Raw genomic sequence first — 23,053 nt, 5'->3', positions numbered from 1 at the left:
CCAATTCCAGCATTGTCTCTGTTTCTGGTTTTTCAATTCCGATCACATAGGTTAACTCGCCCATTTCAGAACTAAATTCCATACAAATTCCCAGAACACCTAGTTCACCGGCATGATTCATTAGTTTATCCATTGTTCCATTTTGATAGGATTCGTCCCAGAATTGCGGTATCCTTTTAAAATTTTCTCCATTTTTTGTTGATGTTCTTATCGACTTTCCTGTTACCTTGAAACCTTCTTTTTTTACAATTTTGTAATTCATATCTTCTTCTCCTTTTAATTGGATTTGAAAGGAAAGCTTTGGATATGCTTTTATGTTTTTCTTCACCTCGCGTGCTTGGGACGGACTGATACCATGAATAGTACGAAAAGCTCTGGAGAACGATTCAGGCGTATCATATCCGTACTTGAAGGCAATGTCGATTATTTTGATATCTGTAGAAATAAGTTCCTGGGCAGCCAGGGTCAACCTTCTTCTCCGGATATATTCTGCCACCGTTACCCCTGTGACCATATGAAACAACCGCTGAAAATGAAATTTCGATAGAAAAGCAATTTCGGCCAGTCTATCAATTTCCAGTTTCTTGTCCAAATGGTCCTCAATATACCGAAGCGCATCATTCATTCGTTTAAGCCCATCCAACAGCAAAACCTCCCCTTCCAATTAATCATACCTTTACCCAATCTTACTTTCCTGTCATTTTATGCTCTCTTAAGACAGGAGAAGGCAGAACAAGGAGTGGCTTAAATGTTCATTTCATCCTGTTTTTAAAATCTGAGCTAAGTTCACTCCACACATCGAATTGATTGCCATTAGGATCATAGAAAATAAAGTTTCTTCCGGCATGCCCTCTGTTTTCTATTTCCCCAACTTTAATCTCCGCTTCAGCAAATTCCCTGTGTAATGCTATTAAAGCATCCTGTCCATCTACTTCAAATGTGACGGAAAACCATTCTTCCCCATTTATATCAACAAAATTGGACGTTTGCTGCCCATTTGATTTAACAAGAAAGAAGCTTTGATTAGCAAAATTTACAATTGCTTTATCTTCATCTTTATAGCCTAGCTCTGCACCTATTTTATTTACATACCAATCAGCAGACCGATTAACATCGACTACAGGAATATATGTTGTCCCAACTCTGCATAACTTGCTTTTCATGAAAGCACCTCTTCTTCTTATGAATTTGACAAATGGGTTCAGCTCAGCCTCTTTCTATTCACTTTCTTTTAAGATTCCAGTGTCTATATATGTGACTTCTCCAGTATGGGCATTAATTTTCTGCATATGTCCGCCTGTTTCAGGAAAATCAACAAGATAAGTGAGTGTATAGGTTTCCGGTTCTGCAAGAGATTTAACTGCACGGCCCAGTTTCATCTCCACTTCTTCAAAGAATCGCTCCTCAGCTTCTTTCAATGATAACGTTGGAGTGGTGTTTAAATTCTCCAGACTCTGGAATTGTTCCTTGGTTAAATGTGTTACCGAACATTCACGAATAATCCCTGTAAATTCTCCTACATGAACATGAGCCTCATAACTTTCCAGGCGGAGCCCTTTATGTTCACGGTAAAAAGTAAACATGATCGTCGGCTCTGGTTCAGGCATATCATCATCCCAGTCTTCTTCCGGATAGTCTTCCGCCATCTCATGCTCTTCTTCTTCCAACTCATCAATTAATTCGTCAACTAAGTCTTCCAGTTCCTCCAGGACTTGATCTGCATTTGGATCAGCATCATCTAAGTCTTCAATCACATATTTTTCATGAACATTTCCAACAACCAATTCCAGATATTCAATGGCTCTCTTTTTCAATTGATCTACAGGCAACGGTGAATCATACCTGTCTTCTTCAAATGGTAGATTGGAATAGCTGAAATGACCAGTTTGATCATTCGTCCACCGGCATTGTCGGATCAACCCATATCAGAGAATGATCCTCACCGGTCTTCTTCACTAAATGATCGTTCACTTGCAACATTTGTTCCATGGTTTCAGATGGATTAGCAGCAGGTATCTTCTTAACACCCAATTCCTCTGTCTCCATAAATTCATACAAGGAATCCACTGTACCATCCACATTTACACCAATATACTCATCATTTGCCCGATAAATAAGTTCCGCTTTTCCGTAACCTTCTTCCTCTTGATCAGGTAAGTCAATAGCAATCTGTAGATAACCTGTACTTCTTAACCGTTCTTTCGCTTCTTCCTTGGAAATTTCTATTTCTGGATATTCAAGTGTGAAATCTGTTTGTCCAACTGAAGCAGATGTCAGCTTTCCCTCTCTTGTAAAATGAAGCGTACATCCTGTATGAGGAATCAAAACATCCAGCTTCGGATCTCGTTCTTCATATGTAATCATAAAACTGTTTTCCGTGAACTCATTTAACATGCTGAAGTGAACTTCTTTTTGGACAAACGTATCAACAAATAATTGAGAAAGCCTCATCATTTCCTCTGTATGGACTGGTGTCTCCAAGCTTTCTAATTCTATTTCTTCATCACTATAACCTTCTATATCAATACTTTCCAATTGTCCATTTTCATCTATTAATACCGTTCCATACATCTCCTCTGTTTCTCTATCGATTATATGGAGGAAAAACTCATCCTCCAATATTTCAATAGAGAAATCACGGTTAATAAAAGGTTTTAATTTCTTCACTAAATTTGTCATAATATTCACTTCCTCTTATATTTTATGTACTATTTCTTTCTTAATAAAAGATCAATAGAAATCGCAAAAAGCAAAGAAATCCCAAAGACTGCTGTCAGTAAAATAATAATAATCATATCAAAGATCTGCTGATATCCTTGCGAAAAAAAGCTCATTTTCAAGTACACTAAGACAATACCCGAACCAGAAATAATAGACAGGATATATTTTATAAGTTTGTTAGATTGATGGAATCCAAATCGATAGAAAAAAAACCAAAGCAAAAAGATAATCACAATACAAAATAAAATAAGAAAAGTCATACTCATCTTCTCACACTCCCATTATTAAATCCTGATATTCATCATAATCGTACTGTATATTGGGAAAGCCAGCCCAATTACTGTAATGATAATCAATAGTGTTTTATTCAGTCGAGATAGAGTATGATGTGGTTCTTTCCATAATGTCAGAACAAAACCCATCAATAATTACAGAGGCCGGATGATAACTAAAATAGTGACAGAACCGTAAGAAATATGTAAAAGATCTATGATGAAGAGATAGATTAAAAAGATGAAAATATAAAGGGAGACTTTGATCAGTGGCGAAACTTATCAGGATGCTTAGCACTGTGCTAAAAGGTAAAAACAGTAAAAACAGAATGTACATTTTTTCACTCCTGTTTTTTCTAAACATATGAAAGCAAAGAAAAAGACAGAAGCTCTGCCCTTTCCTCCCCCTGTTATGCCCGCTTAAACTGTGCCTTGCGCAGTCTTGTATCAAGTAGAAGATTGCCGAAAGGAATGAACGCAACAGCAACTGCTGAGGTTACCCATAGAAAAGACCACCTAATCTTAAAGGTTACATAAGTGATCATAGCTAAATAGATAATAAACAACATACCGTGAAGAGTGCCTGCAATTGTAACAGCTTCTGAGAAACCTGCCCAATATTTAAGTGGCATTGCAATAAATAATAAGATGATTAAAGACAAACCTTCAATAAAACCTACAAATCTGAACTGACCAATTGCTGTGCCGAACATAAAGATCACTTCCTATGTATTTTTATAGTGTGCATAGAGTAAGATATTGATCAGTGGGGAATTTTGAGCCCCACTGATCAAGCTGCCTAGCGACTGTTTTATACAGCCATTACTAATCTACATTCTAAATTTATACTTTTCATCATGCAGAGTCAAGATTTGCTGTTAAACCGAAGGAAGAAAGTGCCTCTTTTACTGTGGCCATTGTCTCGAATGAGGACAGATCCATATTTAAGCTGGTTGCTTCCACAGCTAAATCTGGCCTTAGACCTGTAATAATAGGTTGAACACCAAGAAGTGATAACACATTGTAAATTCTGAAAAGGTTGTCAATTACCACATTATCTAATGTATAGACACCGGAGAAATCAATGATAAGATAACTGATGCTCTGAGCCTGCACCTTATTGGGAATTACCTCTAATATTTGGGCAGCCTGGTCCTGATCTATTTTTCCTGTTAATGGAAGTATCCCTATTTCATCTAATACTGGTACAATCGTAGCAGATAATTCATTAATTGCTTTCTGCATATCTTGCTGTCTTTTTTCATACTGCTTATTATCCGATATGTCTTTTACATATGTTTGGATCGCTTTGGTGTCTCCCAACAATACGGGATGACAATATAATTCTACATCAACCTCTGTACCGTCCCATCTGAATATTCTTTCTTCAATGATTTCTGCCGGACGGTCATATGCTGCCTGAATTCTGTTGCTGATAGCAGATTTGGAACTATCCTGGAAAATATCCAATGGACTTTTATCCATAACATCTTCTTTGTTTGTCCGAAAAAACGTTTCAGCTGCCTGATTTATGTAAATAATTCTGTTGTTTGTGTGGATAATGAGTGGATCCAGTGAATATTCAATCACTTCTCGATAATCTACTTCTGAAATATTTTCACTCACTTTAGTCCCCTCCTTTTGTTAATTCATCTCCAGTCTAACATAAATCAACATGAGAATCTCTCAATACATTGATAAAAGTAAGTAACCTTCTTATTAACAACTGCAATAATATGTAAATTATTTAGGTATATTTAATGAGTAGTTTGATTTAAAAAAGCCGATTTCCATGACAGAAATCGACTCATTCTTTTACCTAACACTCAAGCATCGGTTTGGAGAAATTCACAAATTGCCTGCAATGCTTCTTTATCATCATCACCTTTGGTTATAATCGTAATCTCTGTTCCTTTATCAAGGCTAAGTGCAAGTAAACCTAAGATGCTTTTCACATCAATTTTGTAGTGTCTGCACTGAAGTTTGATATCGCTTTCATAATTCCGCGCCAAATTTGTCAGTGCAGCAATGTCCTTTGAGCCTAAATATCTGGTTACCTTCAGATCTTTTACATACATGATAGCTGACTCCTTTTATTTCTTATTTTACCCGAAAGATACTAAAGTTAAAAGAAGCAAAATGAAGAAACTTATTATTCTTTTAAGGACCATCAGCTATATCAAATATATCCTTTCCTTGATTAATGCAAAAATGCCCGCAGCCTTTGCCCGGACATTTTCTCATCAATCATAATGGATCGTCTCATCCTCAAACTCTCCGTTACCATCATATATTCCATCATTCTCATAATAACTCGCTTCTAATGCTTGAAACTCAGCTGTATGGCGAATGCTATCAAAGAATGGATCATGTAAAGCATTTTCGAAATAATAGGAATCATATTGTAATACCATTTCCAAATTAGCAACTGCCTCTGTTAAATTCTGATTATATGCTGCAATTGCTGCCATTCCATAGTATCCATCCGGGTACTCCGGATAACTTGTGATGATTTCCTGATACATTGTTTCCGCTTCCTGTATCTGGTCATAATACAAATGGAGATCTGCCTTATAAGTATGTACAGGAACATTATGTGGGTCACGTCCAAGTATTTCATCAACCATTTCAATTGCTTTTGGCTGATTTCCAAGAAGATCATAGTTGTTAGCTAAGGCCCAAAAAGCATCAATATCATCAGGCATATAAGTTAAGTAAGTTTCCATATTCTGAATGGATTTATTGTATTCAGATAAATCATAGTAAATTAATCCAAGCCCGTAATAAGCACTGGCAGTATCCACCGTAATACCATAATCAATGGCCATATGAAAGGCTTCAATTCCTTGCTCGTATTCTTGCAAACCATAATAAATGTTTCCTAGATTAACATATTCATAAGCATCATTTGGTTCTATTTCCAGAGCTTTCTGGATTGCTTCTAATGCTTCCTTATTGCGTTCCATCATATTGAGAGCCCAACCCTTATTATTTAAGGCAACATCATTTTCCGGTTCAATTGCTAGTACTTCTTCTACTGCTTCCAGACCTTCTTCAAATTTTCCTTCATTGATTAATGCATATGCTTTATTATTTAATGCTCTCAGATCTGTTGGTTCGTCTTCTAATTCTGCCTCCGCATTAGTAAGGATCGATTCATAATCATCCGTTTCAATTGCCTGATTTTGCTGAATAGTGTCAGTAATTTGCAAACTGCCAGCTCCCCAGCTGAAGATCAATAGAAAAAATACAAAGGCATGAAGGATATAAACAAATGGTTTCATTTTCTTAAATTCATGATATTTGACAAAGCCGATAACAAATATAAGCATACTCCAGCCGTAGGCAATCATTTCAAAAAATAAAAGCAGATTAAATAAAAATGCTTCCTGCTCTGTCATCGAATTGAATAATTCGGCTGTAAAAATATCGGGAAATAGAATAATTTCTACAATCCATAGTGGTATCATCAAGATATACGGCAATACAGACCAGCCTACAACATTCTCCATTTGCCGATACGTAGCTTTTCCTTTAAAAAGACGGCCGATTTTCTCTGCAAAAAAAGCACCAACTTTAATGCCGATAAAGCCTGCAAGCGGTCCGAGAATTATTGCCAGGATAATCAGCGTAACAGTTGAGAAATGTTCCCCCATTTCCACCGCATAAAACCTGTTTAAAATGTTCGTTCCACCCAGACCGATTGATAAGAATAATAATTGCAATCCAGTTAATCGTTTCTCCCGCCACACCTCAAAACTGTTCTTAGGTTGTGTTAAAAAAGAAAACCAGGATTGATTTGACTCATTTTCCATTTATAAAGCCACCTCCAGTAAACATTCATCATTATATTATACGCTTGGTAAAAATGTAAATATTTATCTCTATTTGTAAAAAAGAATAGTGAAAAAGTATTGTGCAAGATTTAGAGATTGTGAGAATATTCCTAAGTCCAAGCAGCTCTTAAAGTAAGCGAAACTCCTTAGTAAATTGAAATTTATTCCATACTGAATGTATAGAATGAAAGAGTTTTGTCCAATAATGGTTAAGTAAAGTAATAGATGTCGAACAATTTGTTAGAAGATACATGGGAAGGTCTTACAGACACCGGCACTGCGCTAAATCAAGAATAATTCAAAGAAACTTCATTCATATTTCACATTTCTTGTTTATGATTAAGTTGTTTTACTAACCAAGAAAATCTCGAAAGAACAAGTAAAAACTATCTTAGAACAGATTGGGTTGTTCGAGAAAAAAAAAACGAAATGATAAAAAATCTTTCCAAAGGAATGAGGCAGCGTCTTTTGTTCGGGCAAGCGCTCCTAGGTGCTCCTGATTTATTACTAATGGATGAACCAACCAATGGATTGGATCCTTATTGGATTAATGAATTTGTCCGTATTGTAAAAGGAGTACAAACGAAGGGTACTACCGTTATTTTTTCCACACACATGATGGACGTTGCTGCTGATTTAGGGGATATAATTTATTTTATGCAAGAAGGAAAAGTAGTAGAAGAATTCAGCGGGATTGGAGAGGAAACAACCCTCAAGCTGTTACAGCTTCATCGCAATATGTAGCGGAGTTAAAACGGGAGAACGGCATGAATTAAGCCGCTCTCCCGTTCATTAGAACATCATATATGAAGCAACAAAATATAGAATAATCGTTACAGTTGATGGCAATGCATAGATTACCAGTCGTTTCACAGATGGACGCTGTAACGTATAGATGATGATCGCAGTCATTCCAATACCGAGCAGCGCTGTGGTAATATTCGACATACTCGCAATATTTAAGATTGGCCCTTTTTGATAAAAGATATCTGTAATAACAAGCAGTTGAATGTTAAATAGATTACTTCCTAAGATGGAGCCAATTGCGATCGAGTATTTTGCCAAACGAAAGGCAGCAAGCACTGTCACTAATTCAGGCAAAGAAGTCGATGCTGCAATAAGAAAGCTCCCAACAAAGCTCGAGTTCATCCCAGTCTGCTGGGCGATCGCATCACCTGCAATCGTTAAAACACTCCCTGCCCCAAATACCACAAGTGCTGCAATAATAAAACCGATCGTTCCCTGCTTTAATGTAAGATTAGAAGTTTGTTCCACTTCTTCATCCTCACTATCCAATCTTTTCATAACCACAATATAAATAATAAGCAGTAAGTACATTTCTATTCCAATTTGAAAGAAACTGGGGGAACTATCCCAAAAAATAAATACTGCTAATATGGCCGACATAAAAAATCCGGTGTTTGCTACTGGCAAATGCGTGCGATTATCTACTGTATTGAATACTTTTTTCTTTCGGTAAATAAAATCAAAGACCATTAATATCATAATATTAAACACATTACTGCCAAGCATATTACCTACAGCAATATCAGGGTTATCAATGTAAACAGCCGTTAAACTCGTCGTTAATTCTGGTAAACTTGTTGCACCGCCAATCAGGAGTGTACCTATCAACGCCCCGCTTAATGAAGACTTTTGATTGATCACATCGCCATATTTATTTAACTGAATAGCAGCAGCAATTACAATAACAGCAGTAATAAGAAAGATAAGAATTGTCATGAAAGTCCTCCTGAGAATCTATTAACATAAAACTATCAATAAGATTAGTTGCTTGTCAATTGAAATGAACACGCTCGGGACTGCAGGAATAATAATACCTATTTTCAAGCCTGTTGAAACCGTTTTTCTAGGGGAGCAAAGGAATGGTTACATGAACCTTCGTTCCTTCTCCAAGAGTAGAGAAAATTGCTAATTCTCCACCATGCTTTTTCACAATCTGATAAACAATTGACAGACCGATTCCCGTACCGCCTTCTTTTCTTGTTCTGGCCTGATTGACGCGGTAGAAGCGTTCGACTACTTTTGGCAAGTCTTCTTCTGGTATTCCTGGTCCAAAGTCTTGAATCATCAGCTCAGCAAAACTTTCCTTTTGTGTTAATTCAATTTTCACTTGCTCTCCAGCAGGTGTATAGCGGATCGCATTATCTAACAAATTGCCAATCACTTGTTCTAAACGGTCCGGATCACCGCTGATGATAGTTTCGTGATCTACTTCTGTAACCATTCGGATATTTTTCTTACCGGCAAACAATTCAAACCGTTCGGCAACTTCAAGAATAAGCTGCGCAAACGGAAATGGCTCATTTTTCATAGGATAAGAATCATCTTCCAGTTGAGCCAGATCAAGTAAATCATTGACTAACCGAATTAATCTCCTGACTTCCTGATGGATGACAGCCAAATGCTGCTCACGAACTTCTCCCTCTATGTTGGCTTCCTGCAGAACCTCTGTGTAGCCTTGAATATAGCTTAGAGGGGTTCTTAGTTCATGGGACACATTTTGCAGAAATTCCCTACGCTTTTGATCCACTTCTTCGAGTGATGCTGCGAGAACATTAAATGAATTGGCAAGATTACCGATTTCATCTGTTTTTGTCACATTAATACGCTTTGTAAAGTCACCATTCGCCATCTGGTAGGATACCTTTTCCATCGCTGTTAATGGGTGAATCAGATGATTGGTCATTTTAAAGCCGATCCAAATAATCACAATCAGCAACAGGATGATGAGACCAATTAAAATTAATCGAATCGAGTGAAATGGCTCATAGATAGCAGTGAGCGGAAGATAGAGGAAGATTGCCCCATCTAGCTGCTGATTTTGAATAATTGGCAAGGTAACAGCTAGGATGTCCTGATCAAATCTGGGGTGCCTGCGAATGAATGTAATCTGCTTGCCTTCTAACAGCTGTTGCCGTTCTTCAAATGTTATTAAACTAGTATCAGCGAATCCTTCAAGCGGAATTCCTGCACTCAGCATCATCGGGTCATTTGTGTAAATAATATTGCTATCCGACGTTTGATCAGTCCATTCGATTCTTTGCAAAAATTCATCTTCCTGGCTTGCAGAATAATAAAAGGACAATAATTCCTCCCCTTGCATTTGTAAGGCATCTTTTTGCTTCTCTACATAAAATTTCTCATATAAATAGTAAGTCAGGCCTGTCCCAATCACTATTGTAAATAGTGCAATCACAATGATGGTTGACCAGATTTTTTGCCCTAAGCCAAATTTATTCCAATCTATCAGTCCTCGAATTTGTAGCCAACTCCCCATACTGTTTTAATATATCCACTAGCCTCATCCAGCTTTAGTCGCAGTGTTTTTACGTGAGTATCCACTGTTCTTAATGTAGCATTATTCTCTAATCCCCATATTTGATCCAATAATTGTTCTCTTGTAAAAACTTGTCCTTTGTGCTTAATAAGAAATTGCAAGAGACTAAATTCTTTTCTTGTTAAATTAATTACTAGTCCTCTTACTGTCACTCGATGGCCTGTAAAGTCTATCATTAATTTACCTAATGAGAACATATTCTGATTCTGATTAAAGCTGATCGATCTTCTGAGTAATGCCTCAATGCGTGCTGCCAGCTCTTTTGTACTAAATGGCTTAACAATATAGTCATCGGCACCAATTTTCAGTCCATGGACACGATCCAACTCTTCTCCTTTTGCTGTTAACATGATAATCGGAATATTAGACACTTCCCGGATATGCCGGCATACGGAAAAGCCATCAAGCTCTGGCATCATAATATCTAAAACAACCAGATCAAATGATTGTTCACGCCACAGCGCCAAAGCTTCCACACCATTAGCAGCAGTCACGATATGATATCCTAAACTCTCTAAATAAGAGCTTAACAGTGTTAACATTTGCTCTTCATCATCTGCAATTAAAATCTTATACTTATTCATTTTCTTCACCTAAGATCATTTGATATGGTCCATCTGCTAATGAAACTTTCTTCTCTATTTGAAAAGTAGATTTGTTTATAATGGAAAGCGAATTGCCGTCCATACTGGTCACATAAAGATTTTGCTTATCACCCGTGACAGCATATGGATTTGCATCAACTTCTACTTTATTGGTTATCGTTCTATTTTCTATGTTAATACTGTAGACGGTGCTAGATCCATGACAGATTACATGAACATTGGAATCATTGGGATGATGATAGAGGACAACAGGCATTAAACCAACCTTGATTCGATCTACCTCTTTCCCCGTAACCGGATCATATATGTATACATATTCATTCAGTGTGCCATAATCGCCATGGCCGCCAACCCAAAGGTATTTTCCATCAAAGAATAAACCATTCGGCCGATTGATAATGGAGAAGGTGTTGATTTCTTCATGGGACTCCAAATCCACTGCTGAGATGCTTGAACTCTCCGAGTTGACCACATACAATAATTGACTGACAGGATCAATTGCCATTGCTATTGGCAACTTCCCTACTGAGATCTCTGCTTCTAATTCCCCGTTATCGAGTGAGACCACCCCAACCTTATCCTCCTGGCCATTTGAATAATAAAGTCGATTATTTTCCGACTGAAACAATAATCCATTGACCCCTTTACCAGTTTCAAACAGTTCTGTGACAGACCCGTCCTCCATATTAAGTTTCTGGACTGCCTCTTGCTCTTCACCAGAAAGAATAACATGGTTATGGTTTATCTTTTCCATAGCGGTAATCCGGTACTCCAGTTCACTCGAATCAATCTCATAGCTGTCTAAATGAACAAACGATAATAGCGGTTTTTTTAAATGCGAAATCATAACTGTCTCATCCACATGATCTGGCAGTAATATCTTTTGGTTACCACATCCTGTTAAGAATACAGCAAGCATTACTAGTATAAAGCAATAGTTTTTCATTTGTCCTCCTTTTCGGCACACTGTGGAATAACTTTGTCCCATTCCCAATAAGTGTAACAGGATAGTAGACTTGTACTAGTATCCGCTATGATTATACAACAAAAATGTGAAATCAGTGTGAATTATCTTTTCATAAAAAAACCTTCTCTCCAAATCGGAAAGAAGGTTTTTCGCTTAATAGTTATTGTCACTTCCAAAGAAGTTCTTAAATGATTGAATATTCGTATCACGGTTAAGTGCCGCGATTGAAGTAGTTAGCGGGATACCTTTTGGACAAACTTGCACACAGTTCTGTGAGTTTCCACAGCCTTGAATTCCGCCGTCTTCCATTAATGCATTCAATCGTTCTGACTTATGCATTTCACCAGTTGGATGGGCATTAAATAAACGCACTTGAGATAGTGGTGCAGGACCGATAAAATCAGATTTGCTGTTCACATTTGGACATGCTTCCAGGCAGACACCACATGTCATACATTTGGATAATTCATATGCCCATTGACGCTTTTTCTCTGGCATTCTTGGTCCAGGACCTAAATCGTACGTTCCGTCAATCGGAATCCATGCCTTTACTTTTTTCAAGGAATCGAACATGCGACTGCGGTCAACGACTAAGTCACGGACAACTGGAAATGTGGACATTGGTGCAATATGAATTGGCTGTTCCAATTTATCGACAAGTGTGGAACATGCTTGTCTCGGTTCACCGTTAATAACCATCGAACACGCACCACACACTTCTTCCAGACAGTTAGACTCCCAATTAACTGGAGGGCGTCTTTCCCCATCAGCATTATAAGGATTGCTCTGGGTCTCCATCAGCGCTGAAATGATATTCATATTTTTACGATAGTTGATCTTATATGTCTCCTGATAAGAAGGAGAGTCAGGGCTGTCTTGTCTTGTTATAATCAGCGTTATTTTATCTTCAGCCATCTTTTGCTACCCCCTTGATTATTTTTTCTTACTATAGTCACGTTTTCTTGGTTCAATTAGTGATACATCTACATCTTCATAAGTGAACTTCGGTGCACTTGTTGCTTGATCGAATGCTGCCATTGTTGTTTTTAACCATTCCTGGTCATTACGTTCAGGGAATTCTGGTTTATAATGGGCTCCGCGGCTCTCATTACGGTTATAAGCACCTTGGGTAATTACACGTGCAAGATGAAGCATGTTCTTTAATTGACGGGTAAACATAACCCCTTGATTGTTCCATCGGGACGTATCATCCATATTAATATTTTCCCAGCGTTCAAGTAATTCCTGGATTTTCTCGTCTGTTTTCAACAGTTTCGCATTATCACGAACAACTGTTACATTATCTGTCATCCATTCACCAAGTTCTTTATGAATTTGATATGCATTTTCCTCACCACGCATGTTGAGAAGCTGCTCAAACTTTGATTCTTCTTCTTTTAATAGAGAATCAAATAGAGTTGATGGTACATCGTCGATTGTTTTTTCTAATCCCTCAACGTATTTAATCGCATTCGGACCTGCAACCATACCGCCGAAAATAGAGGATAACAGTGAGTTAGCTCCAAGACGGTTTGCCCCGTGCTGTGAATAATCACATTCACCAGCAGCGAAAATACCAGGAATATTTGTCATTTGGTCATAATCTACCCACAGTCCACCCATCGAATAGTGAACAGCAGGGAATATTTTCATTGGTACTTTACGAGGGTCTTCCCCAACGAATTTTTCATAGATTTCGATAATTCCACCAAGTTTAATATCCAACTCTTTCGGATCTTTATGGGATAAATCCAGGTACACCATGTTCTCGCCATTGATACCTAGCTTCTGGTTCACACACACATCGAAAATCTCACGTGTAGCGATATCACGAGGTACAAGGTTTCCGTAGGCAGGATATTTTTCCTCTAAGAAATACCATGGCTCGCCATCTTTATATGTCCAGATTCGGCCACCTTCCCCGCGGGCAGACTCACTCATTAAACGAAGCTTGTCATCACCAGGGATGGCTGTCGGGTGAATTTGAATAAATTCTCCATTGGCATAAATGGCACCTTGTAAATAAAGGGCTGCTGCTGCAGAACCTGTATTAATAACAGAGTTAGTAGATTTACCAAAGATAATTCCAGGACCACCAGAAGCAAAAATCGTGGCATCACCTTTAAACACTTTAAATTCATGTGTTTTGATGTTCTGGCCAATGACGCCACGGCCAATTCCTTCTTCATCTATGATGGCGGAAATAAATTCCCAGCCTTCATATTTGGTAACTAATCCCAGCACTTCGTATCGACGAACCTGTTCATCTAATGCATACAATAACTGCTGTCCTGTTGTTGCACCAGCAAATGCTGTACGGTGATGTTGTGTTCCACCGAAACGACGGAAATCTAGTAAACCTTCATTAGTCCGGTTAAACATAACACCCATGCGATCAAACATATGGATAATACCAGGCGCTGCGTCACACATCGCTTTAACTGGAGGCTGATTGGCTAAAAAGTCACCGCCGTAAACTGTGTCATCAAAGTGGATTGCCGGAGAATCTCCTTCCCCCTTTGTATCTACCGCACCATTAATTCCACCTTGAGCACAAACAGAGTGAGACCTTTTTACAGGAACAATTGATAATAAATCCACATGTACGCCTGCTTCTGCTGCTTTGATTGTGGCCATTAGTCCCGCAAGACCACCACCGACAATAACGATATTGCGATCACTCATTCTTACTCACTCCTTCTATTTCTACCATTCTCTTAATCTATTAAACAAATGCGAACAATGCGCGAATACCTATATATGTTACTGCAAGGAAAACAAGTAAAGTTGCATATGTTGCGATCTTCTGTGAACGTGGTGATACGACAATTCCCCAGCTTACTAAAAAGCTCCACAAGCCGTTAGCGAAGTGGAATGTTGTCGAAACAACACCAAGTACATAGAACCAGAACATTACTGGACTAGCCAGAATATCTTCCATTAAGCTGTAATCCAACTCCACGTTTCCAAGTCCGATTTGTACACGTGTTTGCCATACGTGCCAAACGATAAAAATTAATGTAATAATCCCTGTAATTCGCTGCAAGTAGAACATCCAGTTACGGAAGAAACCATAACGTCTCACATTATTCTTTGCAACAAAAACAATATACACCCCTAGCACCGCATGGAATAAAATCGGCAGGAAAATAACAAAAAGTTCCAATGCGTAGCGGAATGGTAAGGATTCCATAAAATGTGCTGCCTTGTTAAAGCTCTCCGGCCCATACACCGCAAAATGATTGACAATCAAGTGCTGGACTAAAAAGATACCAATCGGCACTACCCCTAATAATGAGTGTAACCTACGATAAAAAAAATCCCTATTCTCCATCTCTTGTACCCCCCTCTAAAATAGATAAGTTGTTAACATACCAACATACGGATCTTTTGCTTCGCTTATTTTAAAGCGCTTTACATCCCGACCTGCCAGATTTCTCTTTTCGTTTCATCCTTTACGGGCGAGACATCCCATCCAAAGAAATTCGTATATTGTCAACACAACTATTGTACTTCTATCGCAAGAAAGCGTCAAGAAAACGAATACTTTTTCTCATGATTAATTGTCGATATTAAGGGAATGAAACTAGTATTCTGTATTACTTGAAATAAGAAATACTTCATATTACTTATTGCACCATTTGACAAAAAAGTAGATAATAAAACTATATGTACAGCAGGTTAGAGAGGGGACCAATTTTGACAGGTAAAGAGACGAATATCGCAACAATCATCGCAAACCTACATATTACCGGAAGCGGCTACGATTTAATACGTTATATTGGATTACCAGATATGCTTGGAAAAGAATCACATTTAATTTTATATGTAATGGGGAAAAATCTGGCTGAGAAAAGTGATTGGGTATCACAAGAAGAAGTGATCGAATTCTTCCGCCATGTCGGCTGGGGTGAGTTACAATTAATGAAAGAAAAACGCCGTGGTTTGATTTTTCAATTAAGCGGAGAAGTTGTTGATGCCAGAATCGAAACAATCGAAGATATCGAGTTTCGCTTAGAAGCTGGTTTTCTGGCATATGTCATGGAACAGTTATTAAATAAGGAATGTGAATGTATTGCCGAAGTAAAAAAGGACGGCGTAGAATTTCATGTTATTTACAGTGATTAAATCTATTGCACTTATTTTTCATGGCTTTCATGATTAAAAAGATGATCTTTTCTATTCGGAAAGATCATCTTTTTTTAGCTGTTCCTGAATATTTTCAGCAACTGGTTCGGGTATTCCCAGTTTTATTAAATCTGTTACACTTGCATTTTTAATCTCATTCAGAGATTTATAGTGTGTAAGTAAAAGTTTTTTCCGTTGCTCTCCAACCCCCGGAATATCATCTAACTGTGAACGGAATGCACTTTTTCCCCGTAACTGACGATGAAATGTTATCGCGAAACGGTGTACTTCATCCTGAATCCGTTGTATAAAATAGAATTCCTGTGAGCGCCTGTCAAGCTGCACCACCTCAACTGGATCCCCATAAAGCAATTCACTCGTCCGGTGTTTATCATCTTTCGCCAAACCGCACAGGGGAATATCTAACCCTAATTCATTTTCCAGGACATCAATTGCTGCTGACATCTGGCCTTTCGCACCATCAACCACAATCAAATCCGGCAATGGAGCACCTTCCTTTAACACCCTGGAATAACGTCTGCGAATGACCTCACGCATTGTATCATAATCATCCGGACCTTCCACTTCTTTGATCTTATATTTGCGATATTCTTTTTTGTCAGGTTTCCCGTCAATAAATACCACCATTGCTGAAACAGGATCTGTTCCCTGGATGTTCGAGTTGTCAAATGCTTCAATTCTGTACGGTGTTTCGATATTGAGTTTTTCGCCTAAGCTTTCAATTGCTTTAATTGTCCGCTCTTCATTTCGCTCAATTAAGGAGAATTTCTCTTGCAATGCAATATCTGCATTTTTCTTTGCTAAATCGATAAGTTCCTTCTTCTGTCCACGCATCGGAATATGGACATCCACTTCCAGCAGCTCTTTTACAATCTCCACATCTGTCGGAGCTGGTACGAGAATTTGCTTTGGCTTTGGATGATGATGATGAAGATAGAAACTTCCGATAAATGTTAAGAAAGCTTCTTCCGCACTATCAAAAAACGGAAACAGTGATACGTCCCGCTCAATCAGCTTTCCTTGTCTGATAAAGAAAACCTGCACACACATCCAGCCTTTATCATAGCTGTATCCGAAAATATCACGATCAGTCTGATCAGCCGTTGCCATCTTTTGTTTTTCCATCACTGCATCAATGTGCTGGATCTGATCACGCAATTCTTTAGCCCGCTCAAAATTCAAATCCTCTGACGCCTTTAACATTTTCTCCGTCAACTGTTCTTTAATTTTGCGATGACCACCGTTTAGAAAACTGGCCAGTTCTTGTACGATTTTGCTATATTCTTCTTTTGATGGCGGGTTCTCTGAACAGGCAATGCCGCCCTTTCGGATTATTACACTTTCTGAGCGGATAGAGTCTGTCTAATAATTTTTTTGTTTCCCGTGCTGCGATCACGTTCGGATATGGTCCGAAATATTTGCCTTTGTCCTTTTTCACTTTTCTTGTGATCAGAAGGCGTGGATGCCGCTCATTCGTAATCTTCAGGAAAGGATAAGATTTATCATCTTTCAATAAAACATTATATTTTGGATCATATTTTTTAATTAAATTCATTTCAAGGATAAGTGCTTCAATTTCTGAACTTGTCACAATATACTCAAAATCTCGAATTTCGCGAACGAGCCGCTGTGTTTTCTGGTCATTTGCCCCGATAAAGTAGGACCTGACCCTGTTGCGCAGCTTTTTGGATTTACCGACATAAATGACTGTTCCATGCCTGTCTTTCATCAAGTAACAGCCAGGCTGCATCGGCAAGACCGCAAGCTTTTCTTGAATATGCTCATTCAATTGGGCTCACCACCGTTCATAGATATTTCACTTCTCTTCCTCTTTACTGATACTGTATTCTTCTATAAATGCATTTCAATCGGTTTGTCATCTAGTTTTGACGCTATGATGGTTTCATACATGCATAACTCCTGTTATTGCACTTAGTTTTGATGCTATTGCCAGTATTGCCAGTCATTATATTTTAACAAAAAACAATCCCTTATTATAGTATACCACTATAATAAGGGATCCTGAATTTTTTATTAAGCATGTTTGTTGATTAATTCAACAAGTGCTTCTTTTGGCTGGTAGCCGACTACTTGGTCCACTACTTCACCATCTTTGAAAAGTAATAATGTAGGAATACTCATCACACCGAATTTTCCTGCAGTTTCCTGGTTTTCATCTACGTCTAATTTAACGATTTTTACAGTGTCACTCATATCTGCATCTATTTCTTCCAACACTGGTGCGATCATTTTACAAGGTCCACACCATGTTGCCCAAAAGTCAGCTAAAACTAAGCCTTCGCCAGTTTCTGTATTAAAAGTTGTATCTGTCGCTTTTACAATTGCCATTGTAATTCCTCCTTTGTATTCCAAATTTCTAGTCAAGTATATCATTAGTGATGAAAAACTTGCTAATACTTTGCTTATTGCCCATATTCAGTTTTATACTGACATGACATAATATATACCAACGATAAGAAAAATAATCGCCACTGCAATGAGCACAATTGCCAATGTCTTCAACGTATGCCACTCCTCTTAACCAATACTCGAACCAATTACAAACGATAAACCGACAGAGATCACCATGGATATGAAGCCAACCGCCCTGTTATCATTGGCAATTTCCTGATCAATTTTATATGTCGGTGTAAGAAATTCAAAAATAAAATACCCAAGTAATAATAATATAAAACCAAATCCGCCCCATGTGATACTTTCAATAACCGTATCATTATGTTCAATCGAATAACGGAAAATGTTCGCAATCCCAAATATTTTCCCGCCTGTAGCCATTGCTACACTCATATTACCTTTTTTGATCTCATCCCAATTTTTATATGATGTCACTAATTCAAAGATGACAAGGAAGACAACTAAACACAGGACTGCGACACTGTATCTTGCTGCTGTCTCAACAAATGTGTTCGACCAGAATTCTGCCATTGCTTTTCCCCCTGTTTTTTATTTCAATTCAAGTACAGTGACACCAGATCCACCTTCTGACATTTCCCCGTCACGAGCGTGAGTAATTCTTGAGTGTTTGCGGGCATAATCACGGACACCTTTCCGTAAAGCTCCCGTTCCTTTTCCATGAATAATGGAAACATGATTATATCCTGCCAATAAAGCATCATCCATATATTTTTCTAATTGCTGTAATGCTTCTTCAAAACGCTCTCCGCGAAGGTCAAGCTCTGGTTTTACATGATAATTCGATCCTCTTACTGTTGCCAGCGGCCTTTCGACAGTTGGCTCTTCTCTGCGGATAAACAGTAAATCTTTGCGCTTGGCTTTCATTTTCATAATCCCAATTTGAACCTGGAATTCGTTTTTGCCTGATTGTTCGATCACTGTTCCTTTTTGATCAAGTGTTAATAAACGCACCTCATCACCAGGTTTTAATTCTTTCGCCTTCTCTTCATTAAAACTTGCTTGCTGTTTTTTCTCTTTTTTCGATAATTCAGGCTGTGCATCCTGCAGAAGTTTTTTCGCTTCAATCCATTCATGCTCTTTCCATTCCTGCTCTGTTTGCATATTACGCAGTTCTGATACAATAATTTCTGCTTCTTCCCGCGCCTTTGCTACCGCTTTTTCTGCTTTTTCTTCCGCTTTTTTATATAAAGCTTCACGCTGTTGTTCAAATTGCTGCCATTGTTTTTCCACTTCGCGCTTCAGATCCTCAGCGTCTTGTAACGTTTGCTCTGCTTGTTCATAATCAGATTCTGCTTTTCGGCGAGAAGTTTCCAGTGAGGCAATCATATTTTCCACACTTTTCGAATCTGCACCAATATGGGTTTTCGCTTCTTCGATCACCGCATCATCCAGTCCGAGCCGTTTCGAGATCTCGAACGCATTACTTCGGCCTGGCACACCAATCAACAGGCGATACGTCGGTTTTAATGTTTCGACATTAAACTCAACAGAAGCATTCGTCACATTCTCACGATTATAGCCATATGCTTTCAGTTCAGGATAGTGGGTTGTTGCAATAACACGTGCCCCTCTTTGGATCACATAATCCAGTATCGACATCGCAAGTGCGGCACCTTCCTGTGGATCTGTCCCTGCACCCAACTCATCAAATAATATTAATGACTTGTAGTCGAATGTATTTAGGATATCCACAATATTCGTCATATGGGAAGAAAACGTACTAAGACTCTGCTCAATCGACTGCTCATCCCCAATATCTGCGAATACATTGGAAAATACCGCAAGCTCACAGCCATCAAGTGCAGGAACTTGCAAGCCTGACTGTGCCATCAATGTACAAAGCCCGACCATTTTTAAGGTAACTGTCTTACCCCCAGTGTTTGGTCCTGTGATCACAATCGCGGTATAATCTTCGCCAAGCTCCACATCATTTGCCACAACTTCATCTGAATCGATCAGTGGATGACGCGCTTGTTTCATTTTGATCACACCATTGTCATTCATTTTTGGCCGGCTTGCTTTCATTACATGACTCAACTTCGCCCGTGCAAAAATAAAATCAAGGGCAGCAAGTGCTTCAGCATTCTGGATTAATAATGTTTCATCTGCTGCGACACGGACAGACAGTTCTTTTAAAATACGTTCAATTTCACGTTTTTCCTCCACTTTTGCTGCAGACAACTGATTATTCAATTCCACAACAGACTGTGGCTCCATAAAAAGTGTCTGGCCAGAAGCGGACTGGTCATGGACAATCCCGCCAATAGCAGAGCGATATTCTTGCTTTACTGGTAACACATAACGGTTATTTCGGATCGTAACAATCGCGTCTGACAACATCTTCGCTTTCGTTCTGGTTACATTTTCCAACCTGTCACGCACTTTATTTTCATTTGTTCTGATCTGGGAACGTAAGCTGCGCAATTTATCTGAGGCACCATCCATCATATGGCCATGATCATCAATACAGCTTTTTATTTCCCGTTCCAACTCGTTTAGTGGCACTATTTCTTCTGTAATTTCCCGAATAATCGGCAGCTCCAGATCATCCAGCTTATCGATAAAGATTTTTAACTGTTTTCCGCCATAAATCGTGCTGGCAATATCCAGACATTCCTGTGTGCTTAACACACCGCCAATTGCTGCCCGCTTAACATGTGGCTTTATATCAGAAATACCGCCAAGCGGGACATTGCCTTTTAAACGAATCACATGATATGCTTCATCTGTTTCGTCCTGCCATCTGTTAACTTCTGCTAAATCAGTAGAAGGAGCAAGTGATCGTGCTTTCTCTACACCAAGTGATGATGCTGCTTGTGCGATTAATTGCTCTTTTATTTTGCTAAACTCTAATACGTTAAAAATCCGCGCATTCATAGTCGCACTCCTCCTATTTTTCTCTATATTTGTTAGGAAAACTTTCCCTTTAACTTCTCTTCGTTTGTAAAAACTCAATCAATTTATTCTTTGGCCAGCTGTTAATCACTGTCTCTGTTGTTAACCCGCCCCGGCGTGCTGTTCCACAGCCGATTGGCATATGTTCAAGCATATCAAAACTGTGGGCATCTGTGTTAATCGCGATTTTGACGCCTTTTTCCTGGGCAAGTGCCACCCATTCTGCGGCAAGATCCAACCTGTTTGGATTCGCGTTTAACTCGAGTACCGTATTGGTCCGTTCCGCTTGCTCAATCAGCCATTTCACATCAACGCGATACCCGTCACGTTTTCCCAAAAGTCTGCCAGTCGGGTGGGCAATCATGTTCACATATGGACTCTCCAATGCTGTCAGCAGGCGCTGGTGGATCAGTTTCTCGCTTTGGCTGAAGCTTGAGTGAATCGAGCCGATTACGAAATCAAGCTCCTGCAGAAAATCATCATCGAAATCTAGTGACCCGTCTGGCAAAATATCCATTTCGACCCCGCGGAAAATATGGATGTCAGGATATTTTGCTCTTGCTTGCTCAATTTCTGCCGCCTGTTTGCGTAATCTTTCTTCATTTAAACCATTGGCTACCCGTAAATATTTCGAGTGATCCGTAATCGCAATATAATCATACCCTTTTTCAATTGCGCGTTCGACCATTTCTTCTACAGACTGTGCGCCATCACTCCATGTTGTGTGCATGTGCAGATCGCCTTTAATATCATCATCCTGCAAAACCTCAATTTCTTGTTTCGCAAGCTCCAGTTCATCTTTTCCCTGGCGCAGTTCTGGCGGGATATAGGAAAGTCCGAAGCTTTGGAAAAATTGCTCCTCTGATGCAAATGTCTCCACATCCCCTGTTTCGGCATCTTCAACTCCATATTCACTGATTTTCTTACCTTGTGATTTGGCTAATTGGCGCATCAGCACATTATGGTCTTTGGAGCCGGTAAAATGGTGCAGGGTTGTTGGAAACTCTTCATCTGTTACAATGCGAAAATCGATGCTTATATCATGATGGTGTTCAACCACTATCGAAACTTTAGTCTCTCCTGCAGCAATGGTTTCCACAATCCCATCCATTTTAAGCAATTTCTGCTGTACAGCTTCAGGCTTGTCTGTTGAAATAATAAAATCTAAATCTTTTACTGTTTCGCGGAATCTGCGCATACTGCCAGCAATAGAGAATCGAATAATCTCATCAATTGTTGCTAAATAATTGTCCACTTTATCGACAATTGGTAAAACTGAGGCAACTGGCAATCGTTCCGGCCGTTCACTTCCTTTATTGAGGGCATCAAGGATTTTTTCTTCTGTTTTCTTGCCAAATCCTTTCAAATCCTGAAGCTGGCCGTTTTCACATGCTTTGCGCAATGTTGCTTCATCTGTAATATTAAGTTCCTGATACAATTTCGCTAATTTTTTCCCGCCTAATCCCTGAACATGCAAGAGCGGGATCAGCCCTGCCGGGACTTCCTGCTCTAATTGGGTGAGTGTCTCAGATGTCCCGTTTTCAATATAATCTGCAATTACAGCTGCTGTACCTTTTCCCACACCTTGCAGACTAGTGAAATCAGTAATCGCATTCAGTGATCGCTCATCCCTTTCCAATGCTTGTGCCGCTTTTCGATAAGCAGATATCTTAAATGGATTTTCACCTTTTAATTCTAAGTATGTTGCGATTTTTTCTAATAATTTTATTACATCTTTCTTATTAACCGGCATGATAAATGATAAATCCCCTTTCGCGTGCAAATACCCTTGCAGATTTCTCGGTGGCAAG

At 38.9% G+C, this 23,053-nt stretch carries 22 protein-coding genes and 1 pseudogene; 2 read left to right on the top strand and 21 right to left on the bottom strand.

Features of this window, described 5'->3' with window-relative positions; genetic code table 11:
• The 9 genes from F9U64_RS06100 to F9U64_RS06060 all read right to left on the bottom strand — a co-directional run.
• On the bottom strand, nt 1-643 hold a 643-nt coding region (locus tag F9U64_RS06100), incomplete at its 3' end, for a helix-turn-helix domain-containing protein (RefSeq protein ID WP_228275600.1).
• A 109-nt stretch (nt 644-752) separates the two neighbouring features.
• Entirely contained in the window at nt 753-1,163 is a 411-nt protein-coding gene (locus tag F9U64_RS06095) for a VOC family protein (protein ID WP_153402122.1), read from the bottom strand.
• A gap of 54 nt (nt 1,164-1,217) precedes the next feature.
• The gene (locus F9U64_RS06090) at nt 1,218-1,919 is read right to left on the bottom strand and encodes a PepSY domain-containing protein (protein ID WP_153402121.1); all 702 of its coding nucleotides are present in this window, start codon (nt 1,917-1,919) and stop codon (nt 1,218-1,220) included.
• Complete coding sequence (locus tag F9U64_RS06085; protein WP_153402120.1) at nt 1,891-2,679, bottom strand: hypothetical protein; 789 nt, start codon at nt 2,677-2,679, stop codon at nt 1,891-1,893. The genes F9U64_RS06090 and F9U64_RS06085 overlap by 29 nt, the downstream gene beginning before the upstream one ends.
• Nucleotides 2,680-2,708: 29 nt before the next feature.
• On the bottom strand, nt 2,709-2,987 hold the full coding sequence (locus F9U64_RS06080) for a hypothetical protein (protein WP_153402119.1): 279 nt from the start codon (nt 2,985-2,987) through the stop codon (nt 2,709-2,711).
• Between the two features lie 416 nt (nt 2,988-3,403).
• Complete coding sequence (locus F9U64_RS06075) at nt 3,404-3,706, bottom strand: DUF3817 domain-containing protein (RefSeq protein WP_153402118.1); 303 nt, start codon at nt 3,704-3,706, stop codon at nt 3,404-3,406.
• 142 nt (nt 3,707-3,848) lie between these two features.
• Nucleotides 3,849-4,619 (bottom strand): PAS domain S-box protein, encoded by a 771-nt coding sequence (locus F9U64_RS06070; RefSeq protein ID WP_153402117.1) that lies wholly within the window; start codon nt 4,617-4,619, stop codon nt 3,849-3,851.
• 200 nt (nt 4,620-4,819) lie between these two features.
• Nucleotides 4,820-5,071 (bottom strand): HPr family phosphocarrier protein, encoded by a 252-nt coding sequence (locus tag F9U64_RS06065; RefSeq protein ID WP_153402116.1) that lies wholly within the window; start codon nt 5,069-5,071, stop codon nt 4,820-4,822.
• Nucleotides 5,072-5,236: 165 nt separating this feature from the next.
• The gene (locus F9U64_RS06060) at nt 5,237-6,808 is read right to left on the bottom strand and encodes a tetratricopeptide repeat protein (protein WP_153402115.1); all 1,572 of its coding nucleotides are present in this window, start codon (nt 6,806-6,808) and stop codon (nt 5,237-5,239) included.
• 489 nt (nt 6,809-7,297) lie between these two features.
• On the opposite strand from F9U64_RS06060, the gene F9U64_RS06055 reads away from it, so the two are divergent.
• Complete coding sequence (locus F9U64_RS06055) at nt 7,298-7,573, top strand: AAA family ATPase (RefSeq protein ID WP_266095241.1); 276 nt, start codon at nt 7,298-7,300, stop codon at nt 7,571-7,573.
• Nucleotides 7,574-7,621: 48 nt separating this feature from the next.
• On the opposite strand, the gene F9U64_RS06050 is transcribed toward F9U64_RS06055, so the two are convergent.
• From F9U64_RS06050 to F9U64_RS06020, 7 genes are all read right to left on the bottom strand, one after another.
• The gene (locus F9U64_RS06050) at nt 7,622-8,572 is read right to left on the bottom strand and encodes a sodium:calcium antiporter (RefSeq protein ID WP_153402113.1); all 951 of its coding nucleotides are present in this window, start codon (nt 8,570-8,572) and stop codon (nt 7,622-7,624) included.
• A 127-nt stretch (nt 8,573-8,699) separates the two neighbouring features.
• A complete protein-coding gene (locus F9U64_RS06045; protein ID WP_153402112.1) occupies nt 8,700-10,130 on the bottom strand; it encodes a sensor histidine kinase in 1,431 nt (476 codons plus the stop codon).
• Nucleotides 10,100-10,774 (bottom strand): response regulator transcription factor, encoded by a 675-nt coding sequence (locus F9U64_RS06040; RefSeq protein ID WP_153402111.1) that lies wholly within the window; start codon nt 10,772-10,774, stop codon nt 10,100-10,102. Before F9U64_RS06040 ends, F9U64_RS06045 begins: the two co-directional genes overlap by 31 nt.
• Complete coding sequence (locus F9U64_RS06035; RefSeq protein ID WP_153402110.1) at nt 10,767-11,741, bottom strand: YncE family protein; 975 nt, start codon at nt 11,739-11,741, stop codon at nt 10,767-10,769. The genes F9U64_RS06040 and F9U64_RS06035 overlap by 8 nt, the downstream gene beginning before the upstream one ends.
• A 174-nt stretch (nt 11,742-11,915) precedes the next feature.
• Complete coding sequence (gene sdhB / locus F9U64_RS06030) at nt 11,916-12,677, bottom strand: succinate dehydrogenase iron-sulfur subunit (protein ID WP_153402109.1); 762 nt, start codon at nt 12,675-12,677, stop codon at nt 11,916-11,918.
• An 18-nt stretch (nt 12,678-12,695) separates the two neighbouring features.
• Nucleotides 12,696-14,447: a succinate dehydrogenase flavoprotein subunit gene (sdhA, locus tag F9U64_RS06025; RefSeq protein ID WP_153402108.1), complete on the bottom strand. Its 1,752-nt coding sequence runs from the start codon at nt 14,445-14,447 to the stop codon at nt 12,696-12,698.
• Nucleotides 14,448-14,487: 40 nt separating this feature from the next.
• Nucleotides 14,488-15,096 carry a succinate dehydrogenase cytochrome b558 subunit gene (locus F9U64_RS06020; protein WP_153402107.1) on the bottom strand — a complete coding sequence of 203 codons (609 nt, stop codon included), beginning with the start codon at nt 15,094-15,096 and terminating at the stop codon, nt 14,488-14,490.
• Nucleotides 15,097-15,461: 365 nt separating this feature from the next.
• Here F9U64_RS06020 and F9U64_RS06015 point away from each other — a divergent pair, with 365 nt between their 5' ends.
• Nucleotides 15,462-15,890, top strand: a complete 429-nt coding sequence (locus F9U64_RS06015) for a DUF2507 domain-containing protein (RefSeq protein ID WP_153402106.1) — start codon at nt 15,462-15,464, stop codon at nt 15,888-15,890.
• Nucleotides 15,891-15,941: 51 nt separating this feature from the next.
• Here F9U64_RS06015 and uvrC read toward each other — a convergent pair.
• From uvrC to polX, 5 genes and pseudogenes are all read right to left on the bottom strand, one after another.
• A pseudogene (gene uvrC, locus F9U64_RS06010) lies at nt 15,942-17,700 on the bottom strand (excinuclease ABC subunit UvrC).
• 245 nt (nt 17,701-17,945) lie between these two features.
• Complete coding sequence (trxA, locus tag F9U64_RS06005) at nt 17,946-18,260, bottom strand: thioredoxin (RefSeq protein ID WP_153402105.1); 315 nt, start codon at nt 18,258-18,260, stop codon at nt 17,946-17,948.
• A 189-nt stretch (nt 18,261-18,449) separates the two neighbouring features.
• Complete coding sequence (locus F9U64_RS06000) at nt 18,450-18,857, bottom strand: DUF350 domain-containing protein (protein ID WP_153402104.1); 408 nt, start codon at nt 18,855-18,857, stop codon at nt 18,450-18,452.
• 18 nt (nt 18,858-18,875) lie between these two features.
• A complete protein-coding gene (locus tag F9U64_RS05995; protein WP_153402103.1) occupies nt 18,876-21,224 on the bottom strand; it encodes an endonuclease MutS2 in 2,349 nt (782 codons plus the stop codon).
• Nucleotides 21,225-21,273: 49 nt separating this feature from the next.
• Nucleotides 21,274-22,995, bottom strand: coding sequence for a DNA polymerase/3'-5' exonuclease PolX (gene polX, locus F9U64_RS05990; protein WP_153402270.1), 1,722 nt, complete (start codon nt 22,993-22,995; stop codon nt 21,274-21,276).
• Between the last annotated feature and the right edge of the window lie 58 nt (nt 22,996-23,053).

It is taken from the genome of Gracilibacillus oryzae (assembly GCF_009498735.1).
Lineage (GTDB): Bacteria > Bacillota > Bacilli > Bacillales > Amphibacillaceae > Gracilibacillus > Gracilibacillus oryzae.
This window is presented reverse-complemented; position numbering and strand designations above follow the sequence as displayed.

Bases quoted from the DNA above. Each gene is read 5' to 3' on its own strand.
- F9U64_RS06095 (WP_153402122.1), bottom strand. From the start codon at position 1,163: ATGAAAAGCAAGTTATGCAGAGTTGGGACAACATATATTCCTGTAGTC.
- F9U64_RS06085 (WP_153402120.1), bottom strand. From the start codon at position 2,679: ATGACAAATTTAGTGAAGAAATTAAAACCTTTTATTAACCGTGATTTC.
- F9U64_RS06080 (WP_153402119.1), bottom strand. From the start codon at position 2,987: ATGAGTATGACTTTTCTTATTTTATTTTGTATTGTGATTATCTTTTTG.
- F9U64_RS06075 (WP_153402118.1), bottom strand. From the start codon at position 3,706: ATGTTCGGCACAGCAATTGGTCAGTTCAGATTTGTAGGTTTTATTGAA.
- F9U64_RS06065 (WP_153402116.1), bottom strand. From the start codon at position 5,071: ATGTATGTAAAAGATCTGAAGGTAACCAGATATTTAGGCTCAAAGGAC.
- F9U64_RS06060 (WP_153402115.1), bottom strand. From the start codon at position 6,808: ATGGAAAATGAGTCAAATCAATCCTGGTTTTCTTTTTTAACACAACCT.
- F9U64_RS06050 (WP_153402113.1), bottom strand. From the start codon at position 8,572: ATGACAATTCTTATCTTTCTTATTACTGCTGTTATTGTAATTGCTGCT.
- F9U64_RS06045 (WP_153402112.1), bottom strand. From the start codon at position 10,130: ATGGGGAGTTGGCTACAAATTCGAGGACTGATAGATTGGAATAAATTT.
- F9U64_RS06040 (WP_153402111.1), bottom strand. From the start codon at position 10,774: ATGAATAAGTATAAGATTTTAATTGCAGATGATGAAGAGCAAATGTTA.
- F9U64_RS06035 (WP_153402110.1), bottom strand. From the start codon at position 11,741: ATGAAAAACTATTGCTTTATACTAGTAATGCTTGCTGTATTCTTAACA.
- sdhB (WP_153402109.1), bottom strand. From the start codon at position 12,677: ATGGCTGAAGATAAAATAACGCTGATTATAACAAGACAAGACAGCCCT.
- sdhA (WP_153402108.1), bottom strand. From the start codon at position 14,447: ATGAGTGATCGCAATATCGTTATTGTCGGTGGTGGTCTTGCGGGACTA.
- F9U64_RS06020 (WP_153402107.1), bottom strand. From the start codon at position 15,096: ATGGAGAATAGGGATTTTTTTTATCGTAGGTTACACTCATTATTAGGG.
- trxA (WP_153402105.1), bottom strand. From the start codon at position 18,260: ATGGCAATTGTAAAAGCGACAGATACAACTTTTAATACAGAAACTGGC.
- F9U64_RS06000 (WP_153402104.1), bottom strand. From the start codon at position 18,857: ATGGCAGAATTCTGGTCGAACACATTTGTTGAGACAGCAGCAAGATAC.
- F9U64_RS05995 (WP_153402103.1), bottom strand. From the start codon at position 21,224: ATGAATGCGCGGATTTTTAACGTATTAGAGTTTAGCAAAATAAAAGAG.
- polX (WP_153402270.1), bottom strand. From the start codon at position 22,995: ATGCCGGTTAATAAGAAAGATGTAATAAAATTATTAGAAAAAATCGCA.